Source organism: Brenneria sp. L4-2C (genome assembly GCF_040240335.1).
Taxonomy (GTDB): Bacteria; Pseudomonadota; Gammaproteobacteria; order Enterobacterales; family Enterobacteriaceae; genus Brenneria.
On record NZ_JBEIAC010000015.1, the window covers coordinates 1 to 19387 of the forward strand.

Annotated in this window: 20 protein-coding genes and 1 rRNA gene; 14 read left to right on the top strand and 7 right to left on the bottom strand. The window is 51.0% G+C overall.

Translation table 11 applies throughout. The annotated features are described in order from the left end of the window. Window positions 1–164: 164 nt before the first annotated feature. Window positions 165–280: ribosomal RNA gene (rrf, locus tag ABRZ26_RS18325) — 5S ribosomal RNA — on the top strand. Window positions 281–356: 76 nt separating this feature from the next. On the opposite strand, the gene mobB is transcribed toward rrf, so the two are convergent. Both mobB and mobA read right to left on the bottom strand, forming a co-directional pair. Continuing rightward, entirely contained in the window at window positions 357–875 is a 519-nt protein-coding gene (gene mobB, locus ABRZ26_RS18330; RefSeq protein WP_319605564.1) for a molybdopterin-guanine dinucleotide biosynthesis protein MobB, read from the bottom strand. After that, the gene (gene mobA, locus ABRZ26_RS18335; RefSeq protein WP_319605565.1) at window positions 865–1443 is read right to left on the bottom strand and encodes a molybdenum cofactor guanylyltransferase MobA; all 579 of its coding nucleotides are present in this window, start codon (window positions 1441–1443) and stop codon (window positions 865–867) included. Before mobA ends, mobB begins: the two co-directional genes overlap by 11 nt. 123 nt (window positions 1444–1566) lie before the next feature. Here mobA and ABRZ26_RS18340 point away from each other — a divergent pair, with 123 nt between their 5' ends. From ABRZ26_RS18340 to spfP, 5 genes are all read left to right on the top strand, one after another. Further along, complete coding sequence (locus tag ABRZ26_RS18340) at window positions 1567–1836, top strand: YihD family protein (RefSeq protein WP_319605566.1); 270 nt, start codon at window positions 1567–1569, stop codon at window positions 1834–1836. Window positions 1837–1934: 98 nt separating this feature from the next. Then, window positions 1935–2921: a serine/threonine protein kinase gene (locus tag ABRZ26_RS18345; protein ID WP_319605567.1), complete on the top strand. Its 987-nt coding sequence runs from the start codon at window positions 1935–1937 to the stop codon at window positions 2919–2921. Between the two features lie 24 nt (window positions 2922–2945). Beyond that, window positions 2946–3569 (top strand): thiol:disulfide interchange protein DsbA, encoded by a 624-nt coding sequence (gene dsbA / locus ABRZ26_RS18350; RefSeq protein ID WP_319605568.1) that lies wholly within the window; start codon window positions 2946–2948, stop codon window positions 3567–3569. Between the two features lie 382 nt (window positions 3570–3951). Continuing rightward, window positions 3952–6747: a DNA polymerase I gene (polA, locus tag ABRZ26_RS18355; protein ID WP_319605569.1), complete on the top strand. Its 2796-nt coding sequence runs from the start codon at window positions 3952–3954 to the stop codon at window positions 6745–6747. Window positions 6748–6907: 160 nt separating this feature from the next. Then, window positions 6908–6955, top strand: a complete 48-nt coding sequence (spfP, locus tag ABRZ26_RS25105) for a small protein SpfP (RefSeq protein WP_071892919.1) — start codon at window positions 6908–6910, stop codon at window positions 6953–6955. A gap of 192 nt (window positions 6956–7147) precedes the next feature. Here the strand turns inward: spfP and yihA are convergent, their stop codons facing one another. Beyond that, window positions 7148–7762, bottom strand: a complete 615-nt coding sequence (gene yihA / locus ABRZ26_RS18360) for a ribosome biogenesis GTP-binding protein YihA/YsxC (protein WP_413556328.1) — start codon at window positions 7760–7762, stop codon at window positions 7148–7150. A 259-nt stretch (window positions 7763–8021) separates the two neighbouring features. Between yihA and yihI the strand changes: the two genes are divergently transcribed. From yihI to hemN, 3 genes are all read left to right on the top strand, one after another. Beyond that, window positions 8022–8561, top strand: a complete 540-nt coding sequence (gene yihI, locus ABRZ26_RS18365) for a Der GTPase-activating protein YihI (RefSeq protein WP_319605570.1) — start codon at window positions 8022–8024, stop codon at window positions 8559–8561. A gap of 3 nt (window positions 8562–8564) precedes the next feature. Next, a complete protein-coding gene (locus ABRZ26_RS18370) occupies window positions 8565–8789 on the top strand; it encodes a hypothetical protein (protein ID WP_319605571.1) in 225 nt (74 codons plus the stop codon). Window positions 8790–8935: 146 nt separating this feature from the next. Further along, window positions 8936–10309, top strand: coding sequence for an oxygen-independent coproporphyrinogen III oxidase (gene hemN, locus ABRZ26_RS18375; RefSeq protein WP_319605572.1), 1374 nt, complete (start codon window positions 8936–8938; stop codon window positions 10307–10309). A gap of 72 nt (window positions 10310–10381) precedes the next feature. Here hemN and ABRZ26_RS18380 read toward each other — a convergent pair whose 3' ends face one another. The 3 genes from ABRZ26_RS18380 to glnL all read right to left on the bottom strand — a co-directional run bounded on the left by ABRZ26_RS18380 (window position 10382) and on the right by glnL (window position 13132). Continuing rightward, complete coding sequence (locus tag ABRZ26_RS18380) at window positions 10382–10504, bottom strand: YshB family small membrane protein (RefSeq protein ID WP_319605573.1); 123 nt, start codon at window positions 10502–10504, stop codon at window positions 10382–10384. Between the two features lie 157 nt (window positions 10505–10661). Continuing rightward, window positions 10662–12074 (bottom strand): nitrogen regulation protein NR(I), encoded by a 1413-nt coding sequence (gene glnG, locus ABRZ26_RS18385; RefSeq protein ID WP_319605574.1) that lies wholly within the window; start codon window positions 12072–12074, stop codon window positions 10662–10664. An 8-nt stretch (window positions 12075–12082) separates the two neighbouring features. After that, entirely contained in the window at window positions 12083–13132 is a 1050-nt protein-coding gene (gene glnL / locus ABRZ26_RS18390; protein WP_319605575.1) for a nitrogen regulation protein NR(II), read from the bottom strand. 40 nt (window positions 13133–13172) lie between these two features. On the opposite strand from glnL, the gene ABRZ26_RS18395 reads away from it, so the two are divergent. Continuing rightward, window positions 13173–13436 carry a hypothetical protein gene (locus ABRZ26_RS18395; RefSeq protein WP_319605576.1) on the top strand — a complete coding sequence of 88 codons (264 nt, stop codon included), beginning with the start codon at window positions 13173–13175 and terminating at the stop codon, window positions 13434–13436. Here the strand turns inward: ABRZ26_RS18395 and glnA are convergent. Next, the gene (glnA, locus tag ABRZ26_RS18400) at window positions 13433–14842 is read right to left on the bottom strand and encodes a glutamate--ammonia ligase (protein WP_249229825.1); all 1410 of its coding nucleotides are present in this window, start codon (window positions 14840–14842) and stop codon (window positions 13433–13435) included. The two genes, ABRZ26_RS18395 and glnA, sit on opposite strands and share 4 nt — an antisense overlap. 369 nt (window positions 14843–15211) lie before the next feature. On the opposite strand from glnA, the gene typA reads away from it, so the two are divergent. The 4 genes from typA (at window position 15212) to fabY (ending at window position 19364) form a co-directional block, all read left to right on the top strand. Next, the gene (typA, locus tag ABRZ26_RS18405; RefSeq protein WP_319605577.1) at window positions 15212–17035 is read left to right on the top strand and encodes a ribosome-dependent GTPase TypA; all 1824 of its coding nucleotides are present in this window, start codon (window positions 15212–15214) and stop codon (window positions 17033–17035) included. 145 nt (window positions 17036–17180) lie between these two features. Then, window positions 17181–17792, top strand: coding sequence for a glucose-1-phosphatase (yihX, locus tag ABRZ26_RS18410; RefSeq protein WP_319605578.1), 612 nt, complete (start codon window positions 17181–17183; stop codon window positions 17790–17792). A 73-nt stretch (window positions 17793–17865) separates the two neighbouring features. Next, window positions 17866–18303 (top strand): D-aminoacyl-tRNA deacylase, encoded by a 438-nt coding sequence (dtd, locus tag ABRZ26_RS18415; protein ID WP_319605579.1) that lies wholly within the window; start codon window positions 17866–17868, stop codon window positions 18301–18303. 119 nt (window positions 18304–18422) lie between these two features. Beyond that, window positions 18423–19364 (top strand): fatty acid biosynthesis protein FabY, encoded by a 942-nt coding sequence (fabY, locus tag ABRZ26_RS18420; RefSeq protein WP_319605580.1) that lies wholly within the window; start codon window positions 18423–18425, stop codon window positions 19362–19364. Window positions 19365–19387 lie beyond the last annotated feature (23 nt).

Below are 19387 nucleotides of genomic sequence, written 5' to 3' on the forward strand. Positions count from 1 at the left end.
TGTAAGTGCAGCGATGCATTGAGCTAACCAGTACTAATGACCCGAGAGGCTTAACCTTACAACACCGAAGGTGTTTTGGTGAGAGAGACGAAGAATTTTAGCTTGTTCATGGATTGGTTCTGATGGTTGTGTGATAAGCAACGGTTGGGATGAAACAGAATTTGCCTGGCGGCGATAGCGCGGTGGTCCCACCTGACCCCATGCCGAACTCAGCAGTGAAACGCCGTAGCGCCGATGGTAGTGTGGGGTCTCCCCATGTGAGAGTAGGGAACTGCCAGGCATCAAATAAAGTAAAAAGCCTCATGCGAAAGCATGGGGCTTTTTGCGTTGGGGGTAACTAAAAAATAAGGCATCGGCTAGGGCGTAAGGCTGAGCCATCGCCGGATAAAGTCTGCGACCTGCTGCGGCTGATTAATATCAAGCTGCGTCAATGACGTAGCAAGAGGGCTATCCGTGGCAACGGCGATAGCGTACTCGTCCAGTAAATCACTCAACGGGCGCCCCAACGCCTGACGAAACAGGACGATCTTGCTAATCTTCTCCTGCTTAAACCCTTCCACCAGAATGAGGTCGAGTGCGGCGCTCTCCATCCTTTGCGCCAATTCATGCAAATCAGGTTGTTGTTGAGCCGGCGTTTCCGTCATCAGAGCCCAACGTTGGTTACTGACTACCATCGTTTGCTCTGCGCCGGCTTTGCGCAATTCATAGCTATCCTTGCCTGGCGTATCGATATCCATGTTATGGTGCGTATGCTTGATTAAACCAATCCGGATACCATCACGCCTGAGGATAGGAATGAGTGCTTTTAGCAGTGTTGTTTTACCGGTACCGCTATAAGCGGCAATTGCAAGCAATTGAGGCTGATCAGGTTTCATGATGCTGCCTTTGGAGGGATGTCAGATCCTCGGGGAAATTCAGGTTACGAAAAGCATCCGGCTGGTCGGCAAATGACACGGCCGTCGCGCCGATCTGCTCCATATAGATCATTAGCTTTCTATCACCGCGTTCAAGATAACTTTCCAGCGTCTTCAGAAGACACCGATTTATCAACAGTAAAGTGGGATGCCCGCGTTTACCATCGGTGGCATAAGCGGCGTTTTTTCCGTTTCGTCCTTGCCATAGCCGCTTTACCAAGTCTAGCGGCAGCTCAGGAACATCACAGGGAACGAAAACGATCCATTCCGAGGTGACGGCATACATACCGGTGAGTATGCCGGCCAAAGGCCCGGAAAAGCCATTTTTCAGGTCGCTAATGACCCTATATCCGCTTTGCTGGTAAACAGGAATATTTCGATTGGCATTAATAATGATTTCATCAACCTGTTTACGTAGTCGACTCATTACGTGCTGATATAACGGCAGCCCGTTTAACGCCAGCAGACCCTTATCACAGCCCCCCATGCGGGTTGCCTGTCCGCCGGTCAGAATCACGCCAGTGATCATTTTTCGCCTCGGTTATCTACGCCATAGGTTATTTTCTGAAAACATTTGCTGAAGACCAAGTTCTTTTCACATATTAATAAGACTGTTATTTTTGTCATTGTATTCACATCTGAGGATAAAAAAATGAAATGTCATCGCGTTAATGAGCTGGTTGAACTGTTACACCCAGCCTGGCAAAAAGAGCCGGATTTAAATCTTGTACAATTTTTACAAAAACTTGCACTGGAGGCAGGGTTTGAGGGGCAGTTTAGTGAGCTGACTGATGATATCCTAATTTACCATCTGAAAATGCGTGGCTCAGATAAAGAACAGACCATTCCGGGGCTCAAAAAAGATTATGAGGAAGATTTTAAAACCGCGATCCTGCGCGCCCGTGGGGTAATTAAGGACTGATGCTGATAAGAGTGTAGACTCCGGTTTGCATAGCCTAATTTTTGATGTCGAGATTTACATACGTTTATCCGACATCGCAGTTACGGGTAGTGGTTGTTATGAACAGTTCGGTTTTTAATTTTCAGACGTTGTTCCCTGAATTGATAATGGATGCATTGCTGGACGCTGGGATACGTGTGGATTCTGGTTTAACAGCCCTAAACAGTTATGAAAACCGGGTATATCAGTTTACTGATGAGGACCGGAAGCGTTTTGTCGTTAAATTCTACCGTCCGGAACGATGGAGTACTGAACAGATTATGGAAGAACACGCGTTCGCGCGTGAGCTGGCAGAAGATGAGGTACCTATCGTCGCACCGCTGGAGCTTAATGGTCACACGCTTCATCTTTATGATGGATTTCATTTTGCCGTTTTCCCCAGCGTCGGCGGGCGGCAATATGAGATGGATAATGAAGACCAATTGGAATGGGTTGGGCGTTTTTTAGGCAGAATTCATCAGGTTGGCCGCCGATCTGCATTTTTGCAAAGGCCGACAATCGGTTTGAATGAATATTTGCATGAGCCCTATAAGTTATTGGCGCGCTCTCCGTTAATACCAAAGGCGCATCGCCATGCTTTTTTGCAGGCAACCGGTAAGCTGATAGAGATTGTCGAGGATTACTGGAGTACGGATTGGCAGGCTATCCGTCTGCATGGCGACTGTCACCCGGGGAATATTTTATGGCGTGACGGCCCTCTGTTTGTTGATTTGGACGATGCCCGCAATGGTCCGGCCGTACAGGATTTGTGGATGTTGCTGCATGGCGAGCGTCGTGAGCAGCGAATTCAGTTAGATATTCTGTTGGAGGCTTACAGCGAGTTTGCCGAATTTCAGGATAAAGAATTGGCATTAATCGAGCCTTTACGAGCAATGCGTCAGGTTCATTATTTAGCCTGGATTATACGACGTTGGGAGGATCCTGCTTTTCCCAAAAATTTCCCCTGGATAAAGGATGCGGATTTCTGGTTTAAACAGATATCAATATTTACCGAACAGGTTAAGCTGCTGCAAGAGCCGCCTTTGCAGCTATTGCCAATGTACTGAAATTGAACGAAGAGAGAGTATTTTATGAAAAAACTATGGTTTGCATTGATTGGCGTAGTTCTGGCATTTGGCGCGTCAGCAGCCGATTTTTCTAACGGCAAACAATATGTTGAATTAGATAAGTCGGCTACTCAGGAGCCGCAGGTTCTGGAGTTTTTCTCATTTTATTGCCCGCATTGTTACCAGTTTTCAGAGGTGTACCATATTCCGCAAACGGTAGAAAAATCGTTGCCCGCCGGCACGAAAATGACCCGTTATCACGTTGATTTCCTTGGCCCCTTGGGTAAAGATCTTACTCAAGCGTGGGCAGTGGCGATTGCGCTCGGCGTTGAAGATAAAATTACCCCGTTGATGTTCGATGCCGTTCAGAAAACACAAACCTTACAAAAGCCGGACGATATTCGCCAGGTGTTTATTAATGCCGGCGTCAGTGCGGAAGAATACGACGGCGCATTAAATAGCTTTGTTGTGAAGTCACTGGTGGTTCAACAGGAAAAAGCCGCGGCAGATTTACAATTACGCGGTGTACCCGCCATGTTCGTTAACGGGAAATATATGATCAAGAATGATGGACTTGATACCAGCTCAATGGATGCCTACGTAAAACAGTATGCTGACGTTGTGAACTTTCTGCTAGATAAAAAATAAGCCATCCGCAATATAAACCACGTCGGCTATATCGGCGTGGTTGCATTCATCCGGCGCGATTCACGTGTTTAGACGATGACGCCGACGCTACATTAATATTTGTCGGGCTAATTTATATCCACAAATACGGATCATCTTTCACCGATCGTCAAAAATAATTAATTTATTCTAACTGCATGAAAATAATAGATATAAAAATACCAACTCTCTCTACGATCATCATGGATAATTAATCCGTTATTTCTATTCACAAAGTTATCCACAGATTGATCTTGCGTATATCCTCGCAAAAAACGACGAATATCACGCGTTAAGGATCGTCTCTTTCCCTCAGCTATGGCATGCTTAGCAGCATGGCAGACGACAAAGATCACAACAGGTTATGGCTCAGATTGCAGAAAACCCTTTAATTCTGGTGGACGGTTCATCCTATTTATACCGTGCATATCACGCATTCCCACCGTTAACAAACAGCGCCGGAGAACCGACAGGCGCGATGTATGGCGTATTGAATATGTTGCGCAGTTTGCTGACGCAATATCATCCCAGCCATGTGGCGGTTGTCTTTGATGCCAAGGGCAAGACGTTTCGCGATGAGTTATTTGAAAACTATAAAGCGCATCGTCCGCCGATGCCGGATGATTTACGCGAGCAGATTGAACCTTTGCACCGCATGGTTAAAGCGATGGGATTGCCGCTATTGGCTATTTCCGGCGTTGAAGCCGATGATGTTATCGGCACGCTTGCCCTACAGGCAGAGAAAGCGGGTATCCCGGTATTAATCAGCACCGGCGATAAAGATATGGCCCAGTTAGTCACGCCGAACGTTACGCTGATTAACACCATGAACAATACCGTCCTGGGGCCGCAGGAGGTTTGCGACAAGTATGGGATCCCGCCTGAGTTAATGATCGATTTTCTGGCATTGATGGGCGACGCTTCCGACAACATTCCCGGCGTTCCCGGCGTTGGCGAAAAAACAGCCCAGGCTTTGCTGCAAGGACTGGGCGGGTTGGATACGCTGTATGCCAATCTGGATAAGATTGCCGGGCTGTCATTCCGCGGGGCCAAGACCATGGCGCCGAAATTGGAGCAGCATAAGGACATTGCCTATCTTTCCTACCAGTTGGCCACCATTAAAACCGATGTCGAACTGGCGTTGAACTGTGAGCAACTTACGGTTAATGAGCCGGATGTGGATGAACTGCATAGCTTATTTTCCCGTTATGAGTTCCGGCGCTGGCTGTCGGATGTCGAATCCGGTACCTGGTTACAGGGTAAAAAGAGCGCTCAACCGTCGCAGAAAGTTATGGCGGAGTTGAAAGCTGATTCCGACAAAAAAGAAGAAAGCGCTACCGTCGCGCTCTCCCCGGAAGGCTATACCACTATCCTGGATGAAAAGACGCTGCTGGAATGGGTCGAGCGCATAAAGAAAGCGGATGTTTTCGCTTTTGATACCGAAACGGACGGTCTGGATACCCTTACGGCCAACCTAATCGGCATGTCGTTTGCCGTGACGCCGGGAGAAGCCGCCTATCTGCCGCTGGCGCATGATTATCTGGATGCGCCGGATCAACTGGATCGCAATCGGGTTCTGGCGCTGTTTAAGCCGCTGCTGGAAGATGAAAAGCTGTTGAAGGTCGGCCAGAATCTCAAATTCGATAAAGGCGTGATGAAACGCTATGACATCGAATTACGCGGAATCGCCTTTGATACCATGCTGGAATCTTACGTTCTGGACAGCGTTGCCGGCCGTCACGATATGGACAGCCTGGCCGATCGCTATCTTGGCCATAAAACCATCAAGTTCGAAGATATCGCGGGTAAAGGTAAAAATCAGCTTACCTTCAACCAGATTGCTCTGGAGGAAGCCGGTCCTTATGCCGCGGAAGACGCGGATGTCACCTTGCATCTGCATCAGAAAATGTGGGCCAAATTACAACAGCACGAAGAATTACGTAAGGTCTTTCAGGCGATCGACATGCCGTTGGTTCCAGTGCTCTCCCGCATGGAAAGAACCGGTGTCCTAATCGACCCCAATATATTGGCTGAGCACTCGAAAGAGATCACCATTCGCCTGGGGGAGCTGGAAACACAGGCCTATGAATTGGCTGGCGAAGAGTTTAATTTGTCGTCAACCAAACAGTTGCAGGGCATTCTGTATGAGAAACACAAGCTGCCTGTGCTGAAAAAAACGCCCAAAGGAGCGCCTTCCACCAATGAGGAAGTGTTGGCTGAGCTGGCGCTGGACTATCCGCTGCCGAAGCTGATCCTTGAATATCGCGGTCTGGCGAAACTGAAATCCACCTATACCGATAAGCTGCCGCTGATGATTAACCCAGCGACCCGGCGTGTTCATACCTCGTATCATCAGGCGGTAACGGCGACCGGGCGCTTATCCTCCAGCGATCCTAACCTGCAAAATATTCCGGTGCGTAATGAAGAGGGGCGTCGTATCCGACAGGCATTTATTGCGCCGGAAGGGTACAGCATTGTTGCGGCTGACTATTCACAGATTGAGTTACGCATCATGGCGCATCTTTCCGGGGATAAGGGGCTGCTGACGGCTTTCTCCGAAGGAAAGGATATTCACCGGGCGACCGCGGCGGAAGTTTTTGGCCTTGATCTTGATAAGGTGACATCCGAGCAGCGTCGCAGCGCTAAAGCCATTAACTTTGGTTTGATTTATGGTATGAGCGCTTTTGGTTTATCCCGCCAGTTGAATATTCCGCGCAGTGAGTCGCAGAAATATATGAATCTGTACTTTGAGCGCTATCCGGGGGTTCAGGACTATATGGAACGAACCCGGCAGCATGCCGCGGAACAAGGCTATGTTTCGACGCTGGACGGTCGACGTCTCTATTTGCCAGAGATTAAATCGCGCAACGCGATGGCGCGTAAAGCCGCTGAACGGGCGGCGATTAATGCGCCTATGCAGGGAACCGCTGCCGATATCATCAAAAAAGCGATGATCGCTATTGATGGCTGGTTACAAAAAGACACGCCGCCAGTGAGGATGATTATGCAGGTTCACGATGAACTGGTTTTTGAGGTTCATGATTCGGTATTGGAAGAATCAAAGAGCAAAATCAGAGAGTTAATGGAAGGATGTATGCAGCTTAATGTTCCGCTGCGGGTTGATATCGGCACCGGGCTGAACTGGGATGAAGCACACTAAGTCGTGAGGGCAGTTATTTATGTAATTAAATAACAGTATTTTGTGACCTGGTTTAACTTTGTCCGTCTGATGGTCATTTTTTATGAAAGTAAACAACAAAAACCCCTTTTTTATCGTGAAAAAATAGGGTAGAGTTAAAGACGTAGGGTACAGAGGTAAGATGTTCTATCTTTCAGACCTTTTACTTCACGTAATCGGATTTGGCTGAATGTTAGCCGCCCCGGTCAGTTTTGACTGGGGCGTTTTTTATTGTGGGCAACCCAGCCAAATTCCTCCGGGTCGTCGCTACGCGAGTTTAAGAAACGCGCCCGCCATTTTTATCGGACGCGTTGCGAGAATATCGAAAGGCTTGCGGTAAAATCAATGAAATGGCGGGGACGGCCTATAACGCGATGCGATCTTATTCGCTTTCCTGTTGATCTTCTTCCGCCTGCGGCAACGTGCTGAACCAGCTATCAAGTTTCTGACGAAGTTTATCGACGCCCAATTTCTTCAGTGAAGAAAACGCCTCTACCTGAATATCGCCCATAAACGGCAATACCGCTTCACGCACCATATTGAGCTGCGCTTTGCGCGCGCCGGAAGCCAGTTTATCTGCTTTAGTCAGCAAAACTAAAACCGGTATTTGTGAATCGACCGCCCATGAAAGCATTTGTTGATCGAGGTCTTTCAGGGGATGACGAATATCCATCAGTACCACCAGCCCTTTGAGGCTATTGCGTTTGTGGAGATATTCTCCTAATGCCCGCTGCCATTTGAGCTTCATCTCTTCCGGCACCTCGGCATAGCCATAGCCGGGCAAGTCGACAAGACGAACGCCTTCCGCGACTTCAAACATGTTGATTAGCTGCGTTCTGCCGGGGGTTTTACTGGTGCGCGCCAGGTTTTTTTGATTGGTCAGCGTATTTAATGCGCTGGACTTACCGGCGTTAGAGCGCCCAGCAAAAGCGACTTCAATACCGCTATCAGTTGCCAGGTGGCGAATATCCGGGGCGCTGATGACAAAATGCGTCATGTGGTAATTATATTGCTGGGTCACAATGATTATCTCTGTCTGGATCTCTGTCTGGTTGGGGATTATACCTGTAACTGACAATAAAGGCGGTTTTATCTGTACGGAAGGACCTCTTTACCTGAAACCTATTGGGTAGAGCCTGGGAGGGGCGCTGAAATAATGAAAAGCATCATTGGTCGATGTGTGCTCTTTTTTATTGCCGGGCTTTCTGCTAGATTCCGCCGCAATTACCTTCATCTGTGTACCTGAGATCAACATTATGAACCGACCCGTTAAAGGCGCCGGCGGTAACGCCGCCAAACCAAAAATGAAAAGAAAAAGCCGTGAGGAATTGAATCAGGAAGCGCGCGATCGCAAACGGCAGAAAAAGCACCGCGGCCATGCGGCGGGAAGTCGCGCTCAGGAAACCGGCGCGGCAGGTAAAAACGCGGCGCAGCGCAAGCTCGCCGATCCTCGTATCGGCAGCAAGAAACCGATTCCGCTCGGCATAACAGAAAAAGCCGTCGCCAAGCCCAAACCGAAATCCGTCGCGCCGGCAGAGAAATCGATCGCGCTGTCGCCAGAGGAAGAGCTGACATTGTTGGAAAACGATGCCCGATTGGATGAACTGCTGGAGCGTCTGGACAATGGTGAAACGCTGAGCGTCAAAGATCAAAGCTGGGTAGATGAAACATTGGATCGTATCGATGTTTTGATGGAGCAGCTCGGTATTGAACTGGGTGATGACGAAGACGACGAAGAGCCAAAAGAAGATATGCTGCAACTTTTGAAGCGCAATAGTTCGAAAGACGATTTTTAATCGATGAAGTTGTTGTTTCTGCTGCTGGCTTTACTGGTTACGTTTTATCTTCTTTGCCTGTCAGGCAAATTATGGCTCCTGTCGAAACGCAAAGCGCGGTTGCGCCGTTCGGTTTTTAACCGTCAACGGATGCCGACGGCGCTTTCCACCAGAAAAAAACGCCGGGAGCGTTTTTTAACGTCACGCAGTGACGGCCGGGAAGGCGAGTCCCTGGGACGGGACGAGTAAAAAAACGCCGGGAGCGTTTTTTAACGTCATGTAGTGACGGCCAGGAAGGCGAGTCCCCGGGACGGGACGAGTAAAAAAACGCCGGGAGCGTTTTCAACGTCGCCTGCAACGCCCCGGCATAAAGAAGACTGGAGGGATTAAACAGCATGTCTGAGCAAATCGTCGACTGGGACCTGGCCCTGATTCAAAAATATAACTATTCCGGACCAAGGTACACGTCTTACCCGACCGCGTTAGAGTTCAATGAAAGCTATGATGAATCCGCTTTTCAGCAGGCTATTGCGCGTTATCCGCAACGACCGCTTTCGTTGTACATCCATATCCCGTTCTGTCACCGGCTGTGTTACTTCTGCGGCTGTAATAAACAGGTAACGCGGCAGCAGCACAAGGCCGATGAGTATTTGAATGTGCTGGAGCGCGAGATCCGCCAGCGCGCACCGCTATTTGCCGGGCGTTCGGTGACGCAGATGCACTGGGGCGGCGGTACCCCCACCTATCTCAATAAATCGCAGATCAGCCGTTTGATGTCGCTGCTGCGCGATCAATTTTCGTTTTCCGATCGGGCTGAGATGTCGCTGGAAGTCGATCCGCGCGAAATTGAACTCGATATTATCGATCACCTGTATGCCGAGGGGTTTAATCGCCTGAGCATGGGCGTGCAGGACTTTAATAAAGAAGTGCAAAAGCTGGTCAACCGCGAACAGGACGAGGATTTTATTTTCGCGCTGATCGAGCGCGCCAAATCGCTTGGATTCGCGTCAACCAATATTGATTTGATTTACGGTCTGCCGAAACAGACGCCGGAGAGTTTTGCTTTCACTTTGCAGCGCGTTGCTGAATTGAGTCCTCACCGGCTCAGCGTATTTAACTATGCGCATTTGCCCAGTTTATTCGCCGCTCAGCGGAAAATAAAAGAAGCGGATCTACCGGGCGCGGAGCAAAAGCTGGAAATATTGCAACAGACCATCCGTTCTCTGACGGAAGCGGGTTATCAGTTTATTGGTATGGATCACTTTGCCCGACCGGACGACGAGCTGGCGCTTGCTCAGCGAGCCGGAAAATTGCATCGTAATTTTCAGGGCTATACGACGCAGGGCGATAGCGACCTGCTGGGTATGGGCGTATCGGCGATTAGTATGATCGGTGATAGTTATGCTCAGAATCAGAAGGTGTTGAAGCACTATTATGATCAGGTCGGCAAAACCGGCAATGCATTGTGGCGAGGGTTACAGTTGACGCGGGATGACTGCATCCGGCGCGACGTCATTAAAACGCTAATTTGTAATTTCCGATTAACCTATGACGTGATTGAAAGCGACTACGCTATTGATTTCAAATCCTATTTCTCAGAAGATTTGCAGCAGTTGGCGCCTTTGGCTGCCGATGGGCTGGTGGAGATACAGGCGTCGGGAATTAAGGTCACGTCGAAAGGCCGTTTACTGATCCGTAATATCTGTATGTGCTTTGACGTCTATCTGCGCGACAAAATACGGATGAAGCAATTTTCTAAAGTGATTTAAAAACAAACAGCCGCATTATGCGGCTGTTTTTACATAATCGTCAGCATTCAGACCACGCGAGCGGCCTGAACATTAACTAAAGAAGTTAATCAGAGCGGCACACAGTATCGCTGCGATAGCCGTCTGCGGCGTATGGCTCGCCGCGGAGCTTATTTCAGCGCCGTGCGTCACTACCGAAATTAATGAATCCAGCATCGTACTCCTCCCGAATCAGCGTCATGATCATACTGCTGACTTGGGGCATGTAAAGTATAAATTAACAACAATTTTGTGCGTCAGCTTGTGTTTTGGTACTAGCTCCGTGTTCGGGGCCGTTTCGTCGATGTTTCGGTTACGAAAAATACCGTTTTGGTTATTCCATACCCAGTTCTTTCAGTTTCCGCGTGAGGGTATTGCGCCCCCAGCCCAGCAAACGAGCGGCCTCCTGCTTATGGCCCTGGGTATGACGCAACGCCGTGGTAAGCAGCGTTCTTTCCATCTCCGGCTGGGCTTCCGCCAGCAGGTTTTGATGACCGGAGCGTAGCGCTCTGTCCGCCCACTGCGCCAGCAGGGTCGCCCAACTATCCGGCAGCATATGTACCGTGGCGTCAGGCGCGGTTGTTTCGAACAGTTCGGGCGGTAAATCCTGAATTAAGACTTCCTGTCCGGCGGCCATCACGGTTAACCAGCGACAGGTATTCTCCAACTGACGCACATTGCCGGGCCACGGCAGTCTGGTGAGCGCGGTTTCCGTTTCCGGATGAAGGTTTTTAGGTTCAACCCCCAGCTCTTTGGCGGTAGCCTGCAAAAAATAGCGCGCCAGACGCGGGATATCCTCACGACGTTCACGCAGCGGCGGCAGATGGACGCGAATGACGTTCAGGCGGTGAAAAAGGTCTTCACGGAATTTGCCTTCCTGTACCCGCAGTTCCAGATTCTGGTGGGTGGCCGCGATAATCCGCACGTCTACCTTCACCGCCGCATAGCCGCCGACCCGATAAAACTGACCGTCGGCCAGTACGCGCAATAAACGAGTCTGAACATCCAACGGCATATCGCCGATTTCATCAAGAAACAGGGTGCCGCCATCCGCTTGCTCGAACCGTCCCTGACGGATTTGATTGGCGCCGGTAAATGCGCCTTTTTCATGACCGAACAATTCGGACTCAATCAAATCTTTTGGGATTGCCGCCATGTTCAGCGCGATAAACGGCGCTTTGGCGCGAGGGCTGTGGCGATGCAACGCGTGAGCGACCAGCTCTTTACCCGTACCCGATTCGCCGTTGATTAATACGCTAATGGAAGAGCGTGAAAGACGGCCGATAATGCGGAATACATCCTGCATGGCGGGCGCTTCGCCGATGATGTCCGTTGTCGGGCCATTCATTGGCTGGTTGCGAACGGGTTGCTGTTGCTCCAGATAGTGACTGATGGCGCGTTCAACCAACGCCACCGCTTCATCAATATCAAAGGGCTTGGGTAAGTAATCAAACGCGCCCTGTTGATAGGCGCTGACCGCGGCATCAAGGTCTGAGTGCGCCGTCATAATGATGACCGGCAGCATCGGATGCCGTTGTTTTATTTGCTGCAATAACGCCAGCCCGTCCATTCCCGGCATACGGATATCGGACAGCAGTACGTCTGGCGTTTGTGTCGACAGCGCGTGCAGAGCCTGATTCCCGTTATCGAAAGTGGCGCAGGTCAAGCCCGCACCAGTGAGCGCGCGTTCGAGCACCCAACGGATGGAGCTATCGTCATCGACAATCCAGACTATCCCTCGTTGCATTGTGAACCTCACTGGCGAATAGGCAGGTAAACCGAAAATTCGGTATGACCCGGCCAACTGTTAAATTCAATCTTACCGGAGTGTTGATCGATAAGGCTGCGGGCAATCGATAATCCCAGACCGGTGCCGCCCTCGCGTCCGCTGACCATCGGATAAAACAGCGTATCCTGTAATTGAGCCGGCACGCCGGGGCCGTCATCTTCAATATCAATACGTGCCGCCAGGCGGTAGCGCACGCCGTGCAAGGTGAGCTGAAATGCGGTTCGGGTTCGCAAGGTAATGGTGCCGCCTTCTTTCCCTAACGCCTGCAACGCGTTACGCGTGATATTCAACAACACCTGCTCTATCTGATCCGGGTCGTGCGTGAGCTCCGGCAGACTGGGGTCATAATCTTTCACCAGCGTGACATTGTCTGGTTTTTCCAGTGAAACCAGTTGGCATACGCGCTCCGCCACCTGATGAATACTTTGCGTCACGTGCAGGCCGGGCTGCTGCGGACCAAGCAGTCGGTCCACCAGATTACGCAGGCGATCCGCCTGTTCGATAATCACTTTGGTGTATTCGGTCAACGCCGGATCGGGCAATGCTTTCGAGAGCAGTTGTGCGGCGCCTCGTAATCCGCCAAGCGGATTTTTAATTTCGTGAGCCAACCCTCTGACCAAATCACGGGCGGCCTGCTGTTGAGCATGTTGGAGTTGCTCCTGGCTTAAACGGCGTTGGTTATCCATCGGCGCCATTTCCAGCAGAATAAAACTATTGGGCATCCGCTGGGCCGTGAGCGACATGATATGTGCTTTACCGTCTACGACAATCGTGACTTCGTTATCCGTAAAACCTTGCCCTGAATCCAGACTCTCGCGCATCAAATCGATATTCAGAGAAAAATATCCCAGTAAATCCGGCAGCGGCGTACCTGATAATTTACGCGAGCTTTGCGCCAGTAATTGTTGTGCCGCCGGGTTGGAATAATGAATAGCCAGATCGTCATCCAATAACAATATGCTGTTTATTAAAGAATTTAGGATCTGCCCAGCATCGGGCAGCGTGCCTGTTGCCATAACGCAGACTCCCGCACCGTATGGGTGCATAGTAGTGTAGATGATGGATATGATGTCGCAACTTCAGAGCCTGTGGAGAAAAAAGCCCATCATGAGATGGGCTGAAAAGTTTCCACGGCAACAAAAAATTTTCAGGAAATTTTTGACGTCGCATCGCGACGGCCCCTATTGGGGTGACGGGCATGAAATAGCGCGTCACAAAAAACCAAACATCGATAAAAATAACGCTTCTTCTGACAGTAGCCTGAACGTCAGCGCGATCAAGCTGCTGTCTTACTGTATGGTTCAGCGCGGTAATGATTAAACGCTGTAGTACAGTTCAAACTCAACCGGATGCGGCGTCATGCGCACGCGGTCATTTTCAGCTTTACGCAGTTCGATATAGGCATCAATCGTGTCGTCGGTGAATACGCCGCCGCGGGTCAGGAACTCACGGTCTGCATCCAGCGCGTTCAGCGCTTCTTCCAGCGAACCGGCTACGGTTGGGATTTCGCTCGCTTCTTCCGGCGGCAGATCGTACAGGTTCTTATCCATGGCGTCGCCAGGATGGATCTTGTTGATGATGCCGTCCAGGCCGGCCATCAGCAGTGCCGAGAACGCCAAGTATGGGTTGGCTGCCGGATCCGGGAAGCGAACTTCGATGCGGCGCGCTTTCGGGCTGGCCACGACCGGAATACGGATGGAAGCGGAACGGTTACGGGCGGAGTAGGCCAGCATTACCGGCGCTTCGTAGCCAGGAACCAGACGTTTGTAGGAGTTGGTGGCCGGGTTAGTCAGCGCGTTGATGGCTTTCGCGTGTTTGATGATACCGCCGATGTAGAACAGCGCGATTTCAGACAGACCGCCGTATTTGTCGCCGGAGAACAGGTTTGCGCCGTCCTTGGACAAAGACATATGGCAGTGCATACCGGAACCGTTGTCGCCGAACATCGGTTTCGGCATGAACGTTGCGGTTTTACCGAAGGCGTGCGCGACGTTATGAACGACGTATTTGTAGATCTGGATTTCGTCGGCTTTTTTGGTCATGGAGTTGAAGCGGGTCGCCACTTCGTTCTGACCGGCTGTCGCTACTTCATGGTGATGCGCTTCAACCACCAGGCCCATTTCTTCCATGGTCAGACACATGGTGGAACGGATGTCCTGCGATGAATCGACCGGAGGAACCGGGAAGTAACCGCCTTTGACCGCCGGACGGTGGCCTTTATTGCCGCCTTCGTATTCTTTGTTGGAGTTCCAGGCGCCTTCAATGTCGTCGATGGTGACATGAGAGCCGGAGATGCTGCTGCCGAAGCGAACGTCGTCAAACAGGAAGAATTCGGGTTCCGGTCCAAACAGTACGGTGTCGGCAATGCCGGAAGAGCGCAGGAAGTCTTCAGCGCGTTTGGAGATGGAACGCGGGTCGCGGTCATAACCCTGCATGGTGCCGGGTTCCAGAATGTCGCAGCGGATGATCAGCGTGCTTTCTTCATAGAAAGGATCAAGGACGGCGGTGCTGACATCCGGCATCAATACCATGTCGGATTCGTTAATACCTTTCCAGCCGCCAATCGAGGAACCATCAAACATTTTACCTTCTTCGAAGAAGTCAGCATCAACTTGATGAGCCGGAATGGTGACGTGCTGTTCTTTGCCTTTGGTATCAGTGAAGCGTAAATCAACGAACTTCACATCATGTTCTTTCAGCAGCGTCAAAACGTGTTCTGCGGACATACTTGATTCTCCCGATTGTCATTTATCGTCGTGGAACGAATATCGTTGTAGATTGATGTTGTTACCGTGAGTAGACTAAAGCTAAAAGTGTGCCAACTTTTTAAATAAGTGCTATGTGTTGCCACTTGGGGCTTTTCCCCCGAAAAACGACTGCACCATTATAGCTTATAGCACCAATATGGTGCTTTATCTGCGCGCTGTCGCACCAATATGGTGCGATAATGCTTGCTTGTAGCGTTTTTGCACCGTGAAAGGGATCACAAAGTAAGCAGTATCAGGTTGTTTATGAATGATGCTTGTGATCTTGTTTAGTCTCTCGATTAATACGTGTACAATAGCGCGCTATTTCTAAATGCCTGAGGCAAAGCTGTGATCGAAAATTTGCGTAACATCGCCATTATTGCGCACGTTGACCATGGGAAAACCACCCTGGTCGATAAGTTGTTGCAACAATCCGGAACTTTCGGAGAACGTACTGAAGCAACCGAACGTGTAATGGACTCCAACGATTTGGAGAAAGAGCGTGGGATAACCATTCTCGCCAAGAATACCGCCATTAACTGGAAAGACTACCGCATTAACATCGTGGATACCCCTGGACACGCCGACTTCGGCGGCGAGGTTGAACGTGTAATGTCGATGGTTGACTCGGTGCTGTTAGTCGTTGATGCAATGGATGGTCCGATGCCGCAGACTCGTTTCGTGACCAAAAAAGCTTTTGCTAATGGTCTGAAGCCGATCGTGGTAATCAACAAGGTTGACCGCCCCGGCGCGCGTCCTGACTGGGTTGTCGATCAGGTGTTCGACCTGTTCGTGAACCTGGATGCGACCGATGAACAGCTGGATTTCCCCATCGTTTACGCTTCCGCGTTAAACGGTATCGCCGGTCTGGATCATAACGATATGGCCGACGACATGACGCCGCTGTTTGAAGCGATTGTGGAACATGTCGAAGCGCCGAAAGTCGACCGTGACGGTCCTTTGCAGATGCAGATTTCCCAGTTGGACTACAACAGCTATGTCGGCGTTATCGGGATTGGCCGTATCAAGCGCGGCGTGGTCAAACCGAATCAGCAGGTTACGATTATCGACAGTGAAGGGAAAACCCGTAACGGTAAAGTCGGTAAAGTACTGGGCCACATGGGTCTGGAACGTATTGAAACCACGCTGGCGGAAGCGGGCGATATCATTGCCATCACCGGTCTGGGCGAGCTGAATATCTCCGACACCATCTGTGATCCCAATACGGTTGAAGCATTGCCGGCGCTGAGCGTCGACGAGCCGACGGTAACCATGTTCTTCTGCGTTAACACCTCGCCGTTCTGTGGTAAAGAAGGGAAGTTTGTGACTTCTCGTCAGATCCTGGAACGTCTGAGAAAAGAGCTGGTTCACAACGTTGCGCTGCGTGTTGAAGAAACGGAAGATGCGGATGCGTTCCGCGTATCCGGCCGCGGCGAGTTGCACCTGTCGGTACTGATTGAAAACATGCGTCGCGAAGGGTTTGAACTTGCGGTCTCTCGTCCGAAAGTTATCAACCGCGTTATCGACGGCCGCAATCAGGAACCGTTTGAAAACGTGACGCTGGATATTGAAGAACAGCATCAGGGCGCCGTTATGCAAGCCATGGGCGAGCGCAAAGGCGATGTGAAAGACATGATCCCGGATGGCAAAGGTCGTATCCGTCTGGATTACCTGATCCCGGCTCGCGGTCTGATCGGCTTCCGTACGGAATTCATGACCATGACCTCCGGTACCGGTCTGCTGTACTCCACTTTCAGTCACTATGACGACGTGCGTCCGGGCGAGATCGGTCAACGTCAGAACGGCGTACTGATTTCCAACGGTCAGGGTAAAGCCGTCGCGTTTGCGCTGTTCGGCCTGCAAGATCGCGGTAAACTGTTCCTGGGTCACGGCGCGGAAGTGTATGAAGGCCAGATCATCGGTATTCACTCCCGTTCCAACGACCTGACGGTAAACTGCCTGACCGGTAAGAAATTGACCAACATGCGCGCATCCGGTACGGATGAAGCGACAACGCTGGTGCCGGCAATCAAAATGACGCTGGAACAAGCGCTGGAGTTTATCGATGACGACGAACTGGTTGAAGTCACGCCGCTGTCCGTCCGTCTGCGTAAACGTCATCTGACGGAAAACGATCGTAAACGCGCTAACCGCGGTAGTAAAGAAAGCTGATTTTCCGGCTATTTTTACCTGCGACAGGGCGCCTTCGGGCGCCCTGAGTTTTATCTGATACGCTTCGCTTTGATCTCCCCGCTGTTCTGTTTTGCCATTTCCCGTTACAGTTAAAATCCTACGGTTACCGCAGAAGGAAAATGCCATGCTTTATATCTTTGATTTGGGCAATGTCGTCATTGATATTGATTTCAACCGAGTGCTGGGCGTATGGAGCAAGTTGAGCAGCGCGCCGCTGGCCACGCTGAAAGAGCGATTCGTGATGGGTGAAACCTTTGAACAGCACGAGCGCGGCGAAATCAGCGATGAAGCGTTTGCCGAACGTTTATGCCATGAGATGAGTATCTCTCTGAGTTTTGAACAGTTTACCGCCGGCTGGCAGGCTATTTTTGTGGAACTGCGTCCTGAAGTCATCAATATCATGCATCAACTGCGTAAAGAAGGACACCGGGTGGTGATCCTTTCCAATACCAATCGTCTGCACTGCGCGCATTGGCCGGTCTTGTTCCCGGAAGTAGAAGAGGCGGCCGATCGCCTTTATCTCTCACAGGATATCGGGGCGAGGAAACCGGAAGCCAGTATCTATCGTTATGTTTTAACGCAAGAAGGGGTGACGCCGGATCAAGCCGTTTTCTTTGATGATAATCCAGCCAACGTCGCCGCCGCCCAGACGCTGGGTATCCGCAGTATTCTGGTTAAAGATCGTCAGGTGGTGCCGGATTTCTTTGCTTCGCCCGTCGTCGCCGTCAGCGAGTAAATGAAAACAGGGGAGAATGGCAAATTACCGCCATGACCTTGCGGAATCATGAAAACAGGAGCGGTAACATTCAATGATCGCGTTAATTCAGCGGGTTTCCAGCGCCAGCGTTAGCGTAGAAGGCGTAATTGTTGGGGAAATCGGGGCCGGACTGTTGGTGTTGCTGGGCGTTGAGCAGGGCGATGACGAGCAAAAAGCGGCGCGTCTATGCGAGCGGGTTCTCGGTTACCGTATCTTCAGCGATGACAATGGCAAAATGAACCTCAATGTTCGTCAGACGGGGGGAAGCGTATTGGTGGTCTCGCAGTTTACGCTGGCGGCCGATACCCACAAGGGAATGCGCCCCAGCTTTTCCCGCGGCGCGCACCCGACAGAGGCCGATCGCCTTTATCAGTATTTTGTCGAACAGTGTCGCGAGCAGGATATGCACACCGAAACAGGGCGTTTTGCGGCGGATATGCAAGTGGCTCTGGTTAATGACGGGCCGGTGACCTTCTGGTTGCAGGTATAAAAAAGCGCTACCGAATCATAATATTATCGTGAGACGTATCGACGGCGGCGGATTCATCCCTTCTCGATATTTAACTGCATGGAAATAAAATCCCGGTCACTTTTTAATGAGGCATGTTTATGTATCACCTGAGAGTACCGCAAACCGCAGAAGAACTTGATGCGTACTATCAATTCCGTTGGGAGATGCTGCGTAAACCGCTGCACCAACCGCTGGGGTCCGAGCGCGATGCTTATGACGCTTTGGCGCACCATCAGACGGTGGTGGATGAACAAGGGCGACTGGTGGCGATTGGCCGGCTGTCCATCAATGCCGATAACGAGGCGTCGATTCGCTTTCTGGCCGTTCACCCCGATGTGCGGGGGAAGGGATTGGGAACCTTGCTGGCGATCACGCTGGAGTCCGTGGCGCGGCAGGAAGGAGCAAAACGCGTCGTATGCAGCGCTCGCGAAGATGCGATGGCGTTTTTCGCCAAGCTGGGTTTTGTCAATCAGGGCGAGATTAGCGCGCCGCAAACCACGCCCATACGGCATTTTCTGATGATCAAACCGGTAGAGACGCTGGATGATATCCTGCATCGGCCTGACTGGTGCGGGCAGTTGCAACAAGCCTGGTACCAACGCATTCCGTTAAGTGAAAAAATGGGGGTGCGGATCAGTCAGTATACCGGGCAGAAATTTATCACCACCATGCCGGAAACCGGCAATCAGAATCCTCACCATACCTTGTTTGCCGGCAGCATGTTTTCTCTCGCAACGCTGACGGGATGGGGATTGATCTGGCTGCTGCTGCGGGAAAGGCATTTGGGCGGCACCATTATTCTGGCCGATGCGCACATTCGCTACAGCACGCCGATCACCGGCCGACCGAGCGCCGTCGCCGATCTGGGTTCGTTGAGCGGCGATCTGGACCGTCTGGCCCGCGGACGTAAAGCCAGGGTTCAATTGAACGTGGAGCTGTTCGGGGATGATAGAAAAGGCTCGTTGTTCGAGGGCGTCTATATTGTATTACCCGCCACGCCGAAAGCGTCGCTGGAGCCGGAGGATTCCGCAATACAATGATGGCCGCGCATCGGTCTTTTTTA

Coding starts and splice junctions, on each gene's coding strand:
- mobB (WP_319605564.1), bottom strand. CDS start 875: ATGAAACCTGATCAGCCTCAATTGCTTGCAATTGCCGCTTATAGCGGT.
- mobA (WP_319605565.1), bottom strand. CDS start 1,443: ATGATCACTGGCGTGATTCTGACCGGCGGACAGGCAACCCGCATGGGG.
- ABRZ26_RS18340 (WP_319605566.1), top strand. CDS start 1,567: ATGAAATGTCATCGCGTTAATGAGCTGGTTGAACTGTTACACCCAGCC.
- ABRZ26_RS18345 (WP_319605567.1), top strand. CDS start 1,935: ATGAACAGTTCGGTTTTTAATTTTCAGACGTTGTTCCCTGAATTGATA.
- dsbA (WP_319605568.1), top strand. CDS start 2,946: ATGAAAAAACTATGGTTTGCATTGATTGGCGTAGTTCTGGCATTTGGC.
- polA (WP_319605569.1), top strand. CDS start 3,952: ATGGCTCAGATTGCAGAAAACCCTTTAATTCTGGTGGACGGTTCATCC.
- yihA (WP_413556328.1), bottom strand. CDS start 7,762: ATGACGCATTTTGTCATCAGCGCCCCGGATATTCGCCACCTGGCAACT.
- yihI (WP_319605570.1), top strand. CDS start 8,022: ATGAACCGACCCGTTAAAGGCGCCGGCGGTAACGCCGCCAAACCAAAA.
- ABRZ26_RS18370 (WP_319605571.1), top strand. CDS start 8,565: ATGAAGTTGTTGTTTCTGCTGCTGGCTTTACTGGTTACGTTTTATCTT.
- hemN (WP_319605572.1), top strand. CDS start 8,936: ATGTCTGAGCAAATCGTCGACTGGGACCTGGCCCTGATTCAAAAATAT.
- ABRZ26_RS18380 (WP_319605573.1), bottom strand. CDS start 10,504: ATGCTGGATTCATTAATTTCGGTAGTGACGCACGGCGCTGAAATAAGC.
- glnG (WP_319605574.1), bottom strand. CDS start 12,074: ATGCAACGAGGGATAGTCTGGATTGTCGATGACGATAGCTCCATCCGT.
- glnL (WP_319605575.1), bottom strand. CDS start 13,132: ATGGCAACAGGCACGCTGCCCGATGCTGGGCAGATCCTAAATTCTTTA.
- ABRZ26_RS18395 (WP_319605576.1), top strand. CDS start 13,173: ATGATGGATATGATGTCGCAACTTCAGAGCCTGTGGAGAAAAAAGCCC.
- glnA (WP_249229825.1), bottom strand. CDS start 14,842: ATGTCCGCAGAACACGTTTTGACGCTGCTGAAAGAACATGATGTGAAG.
- yihX (WP_319605578.1), top strand. CDS start 17,181: ATGCTTTATATCTTTGATTTGGGCAATGTCGTCATTGATATTGATTTC.
- dtd (WP_319605579.1), top strand. CDS start 17,866: ATGATCGCGTTAATTCAGCGGGTTTCCAGCGCCAGCGTTAGCGTAGAA.
- fabY (WP_319605580.1), top strand. CDS start 18,423: ATGTATCACCTGAGAGTACCGCAAACCGCAGAAGAACTTGATGCGTAC.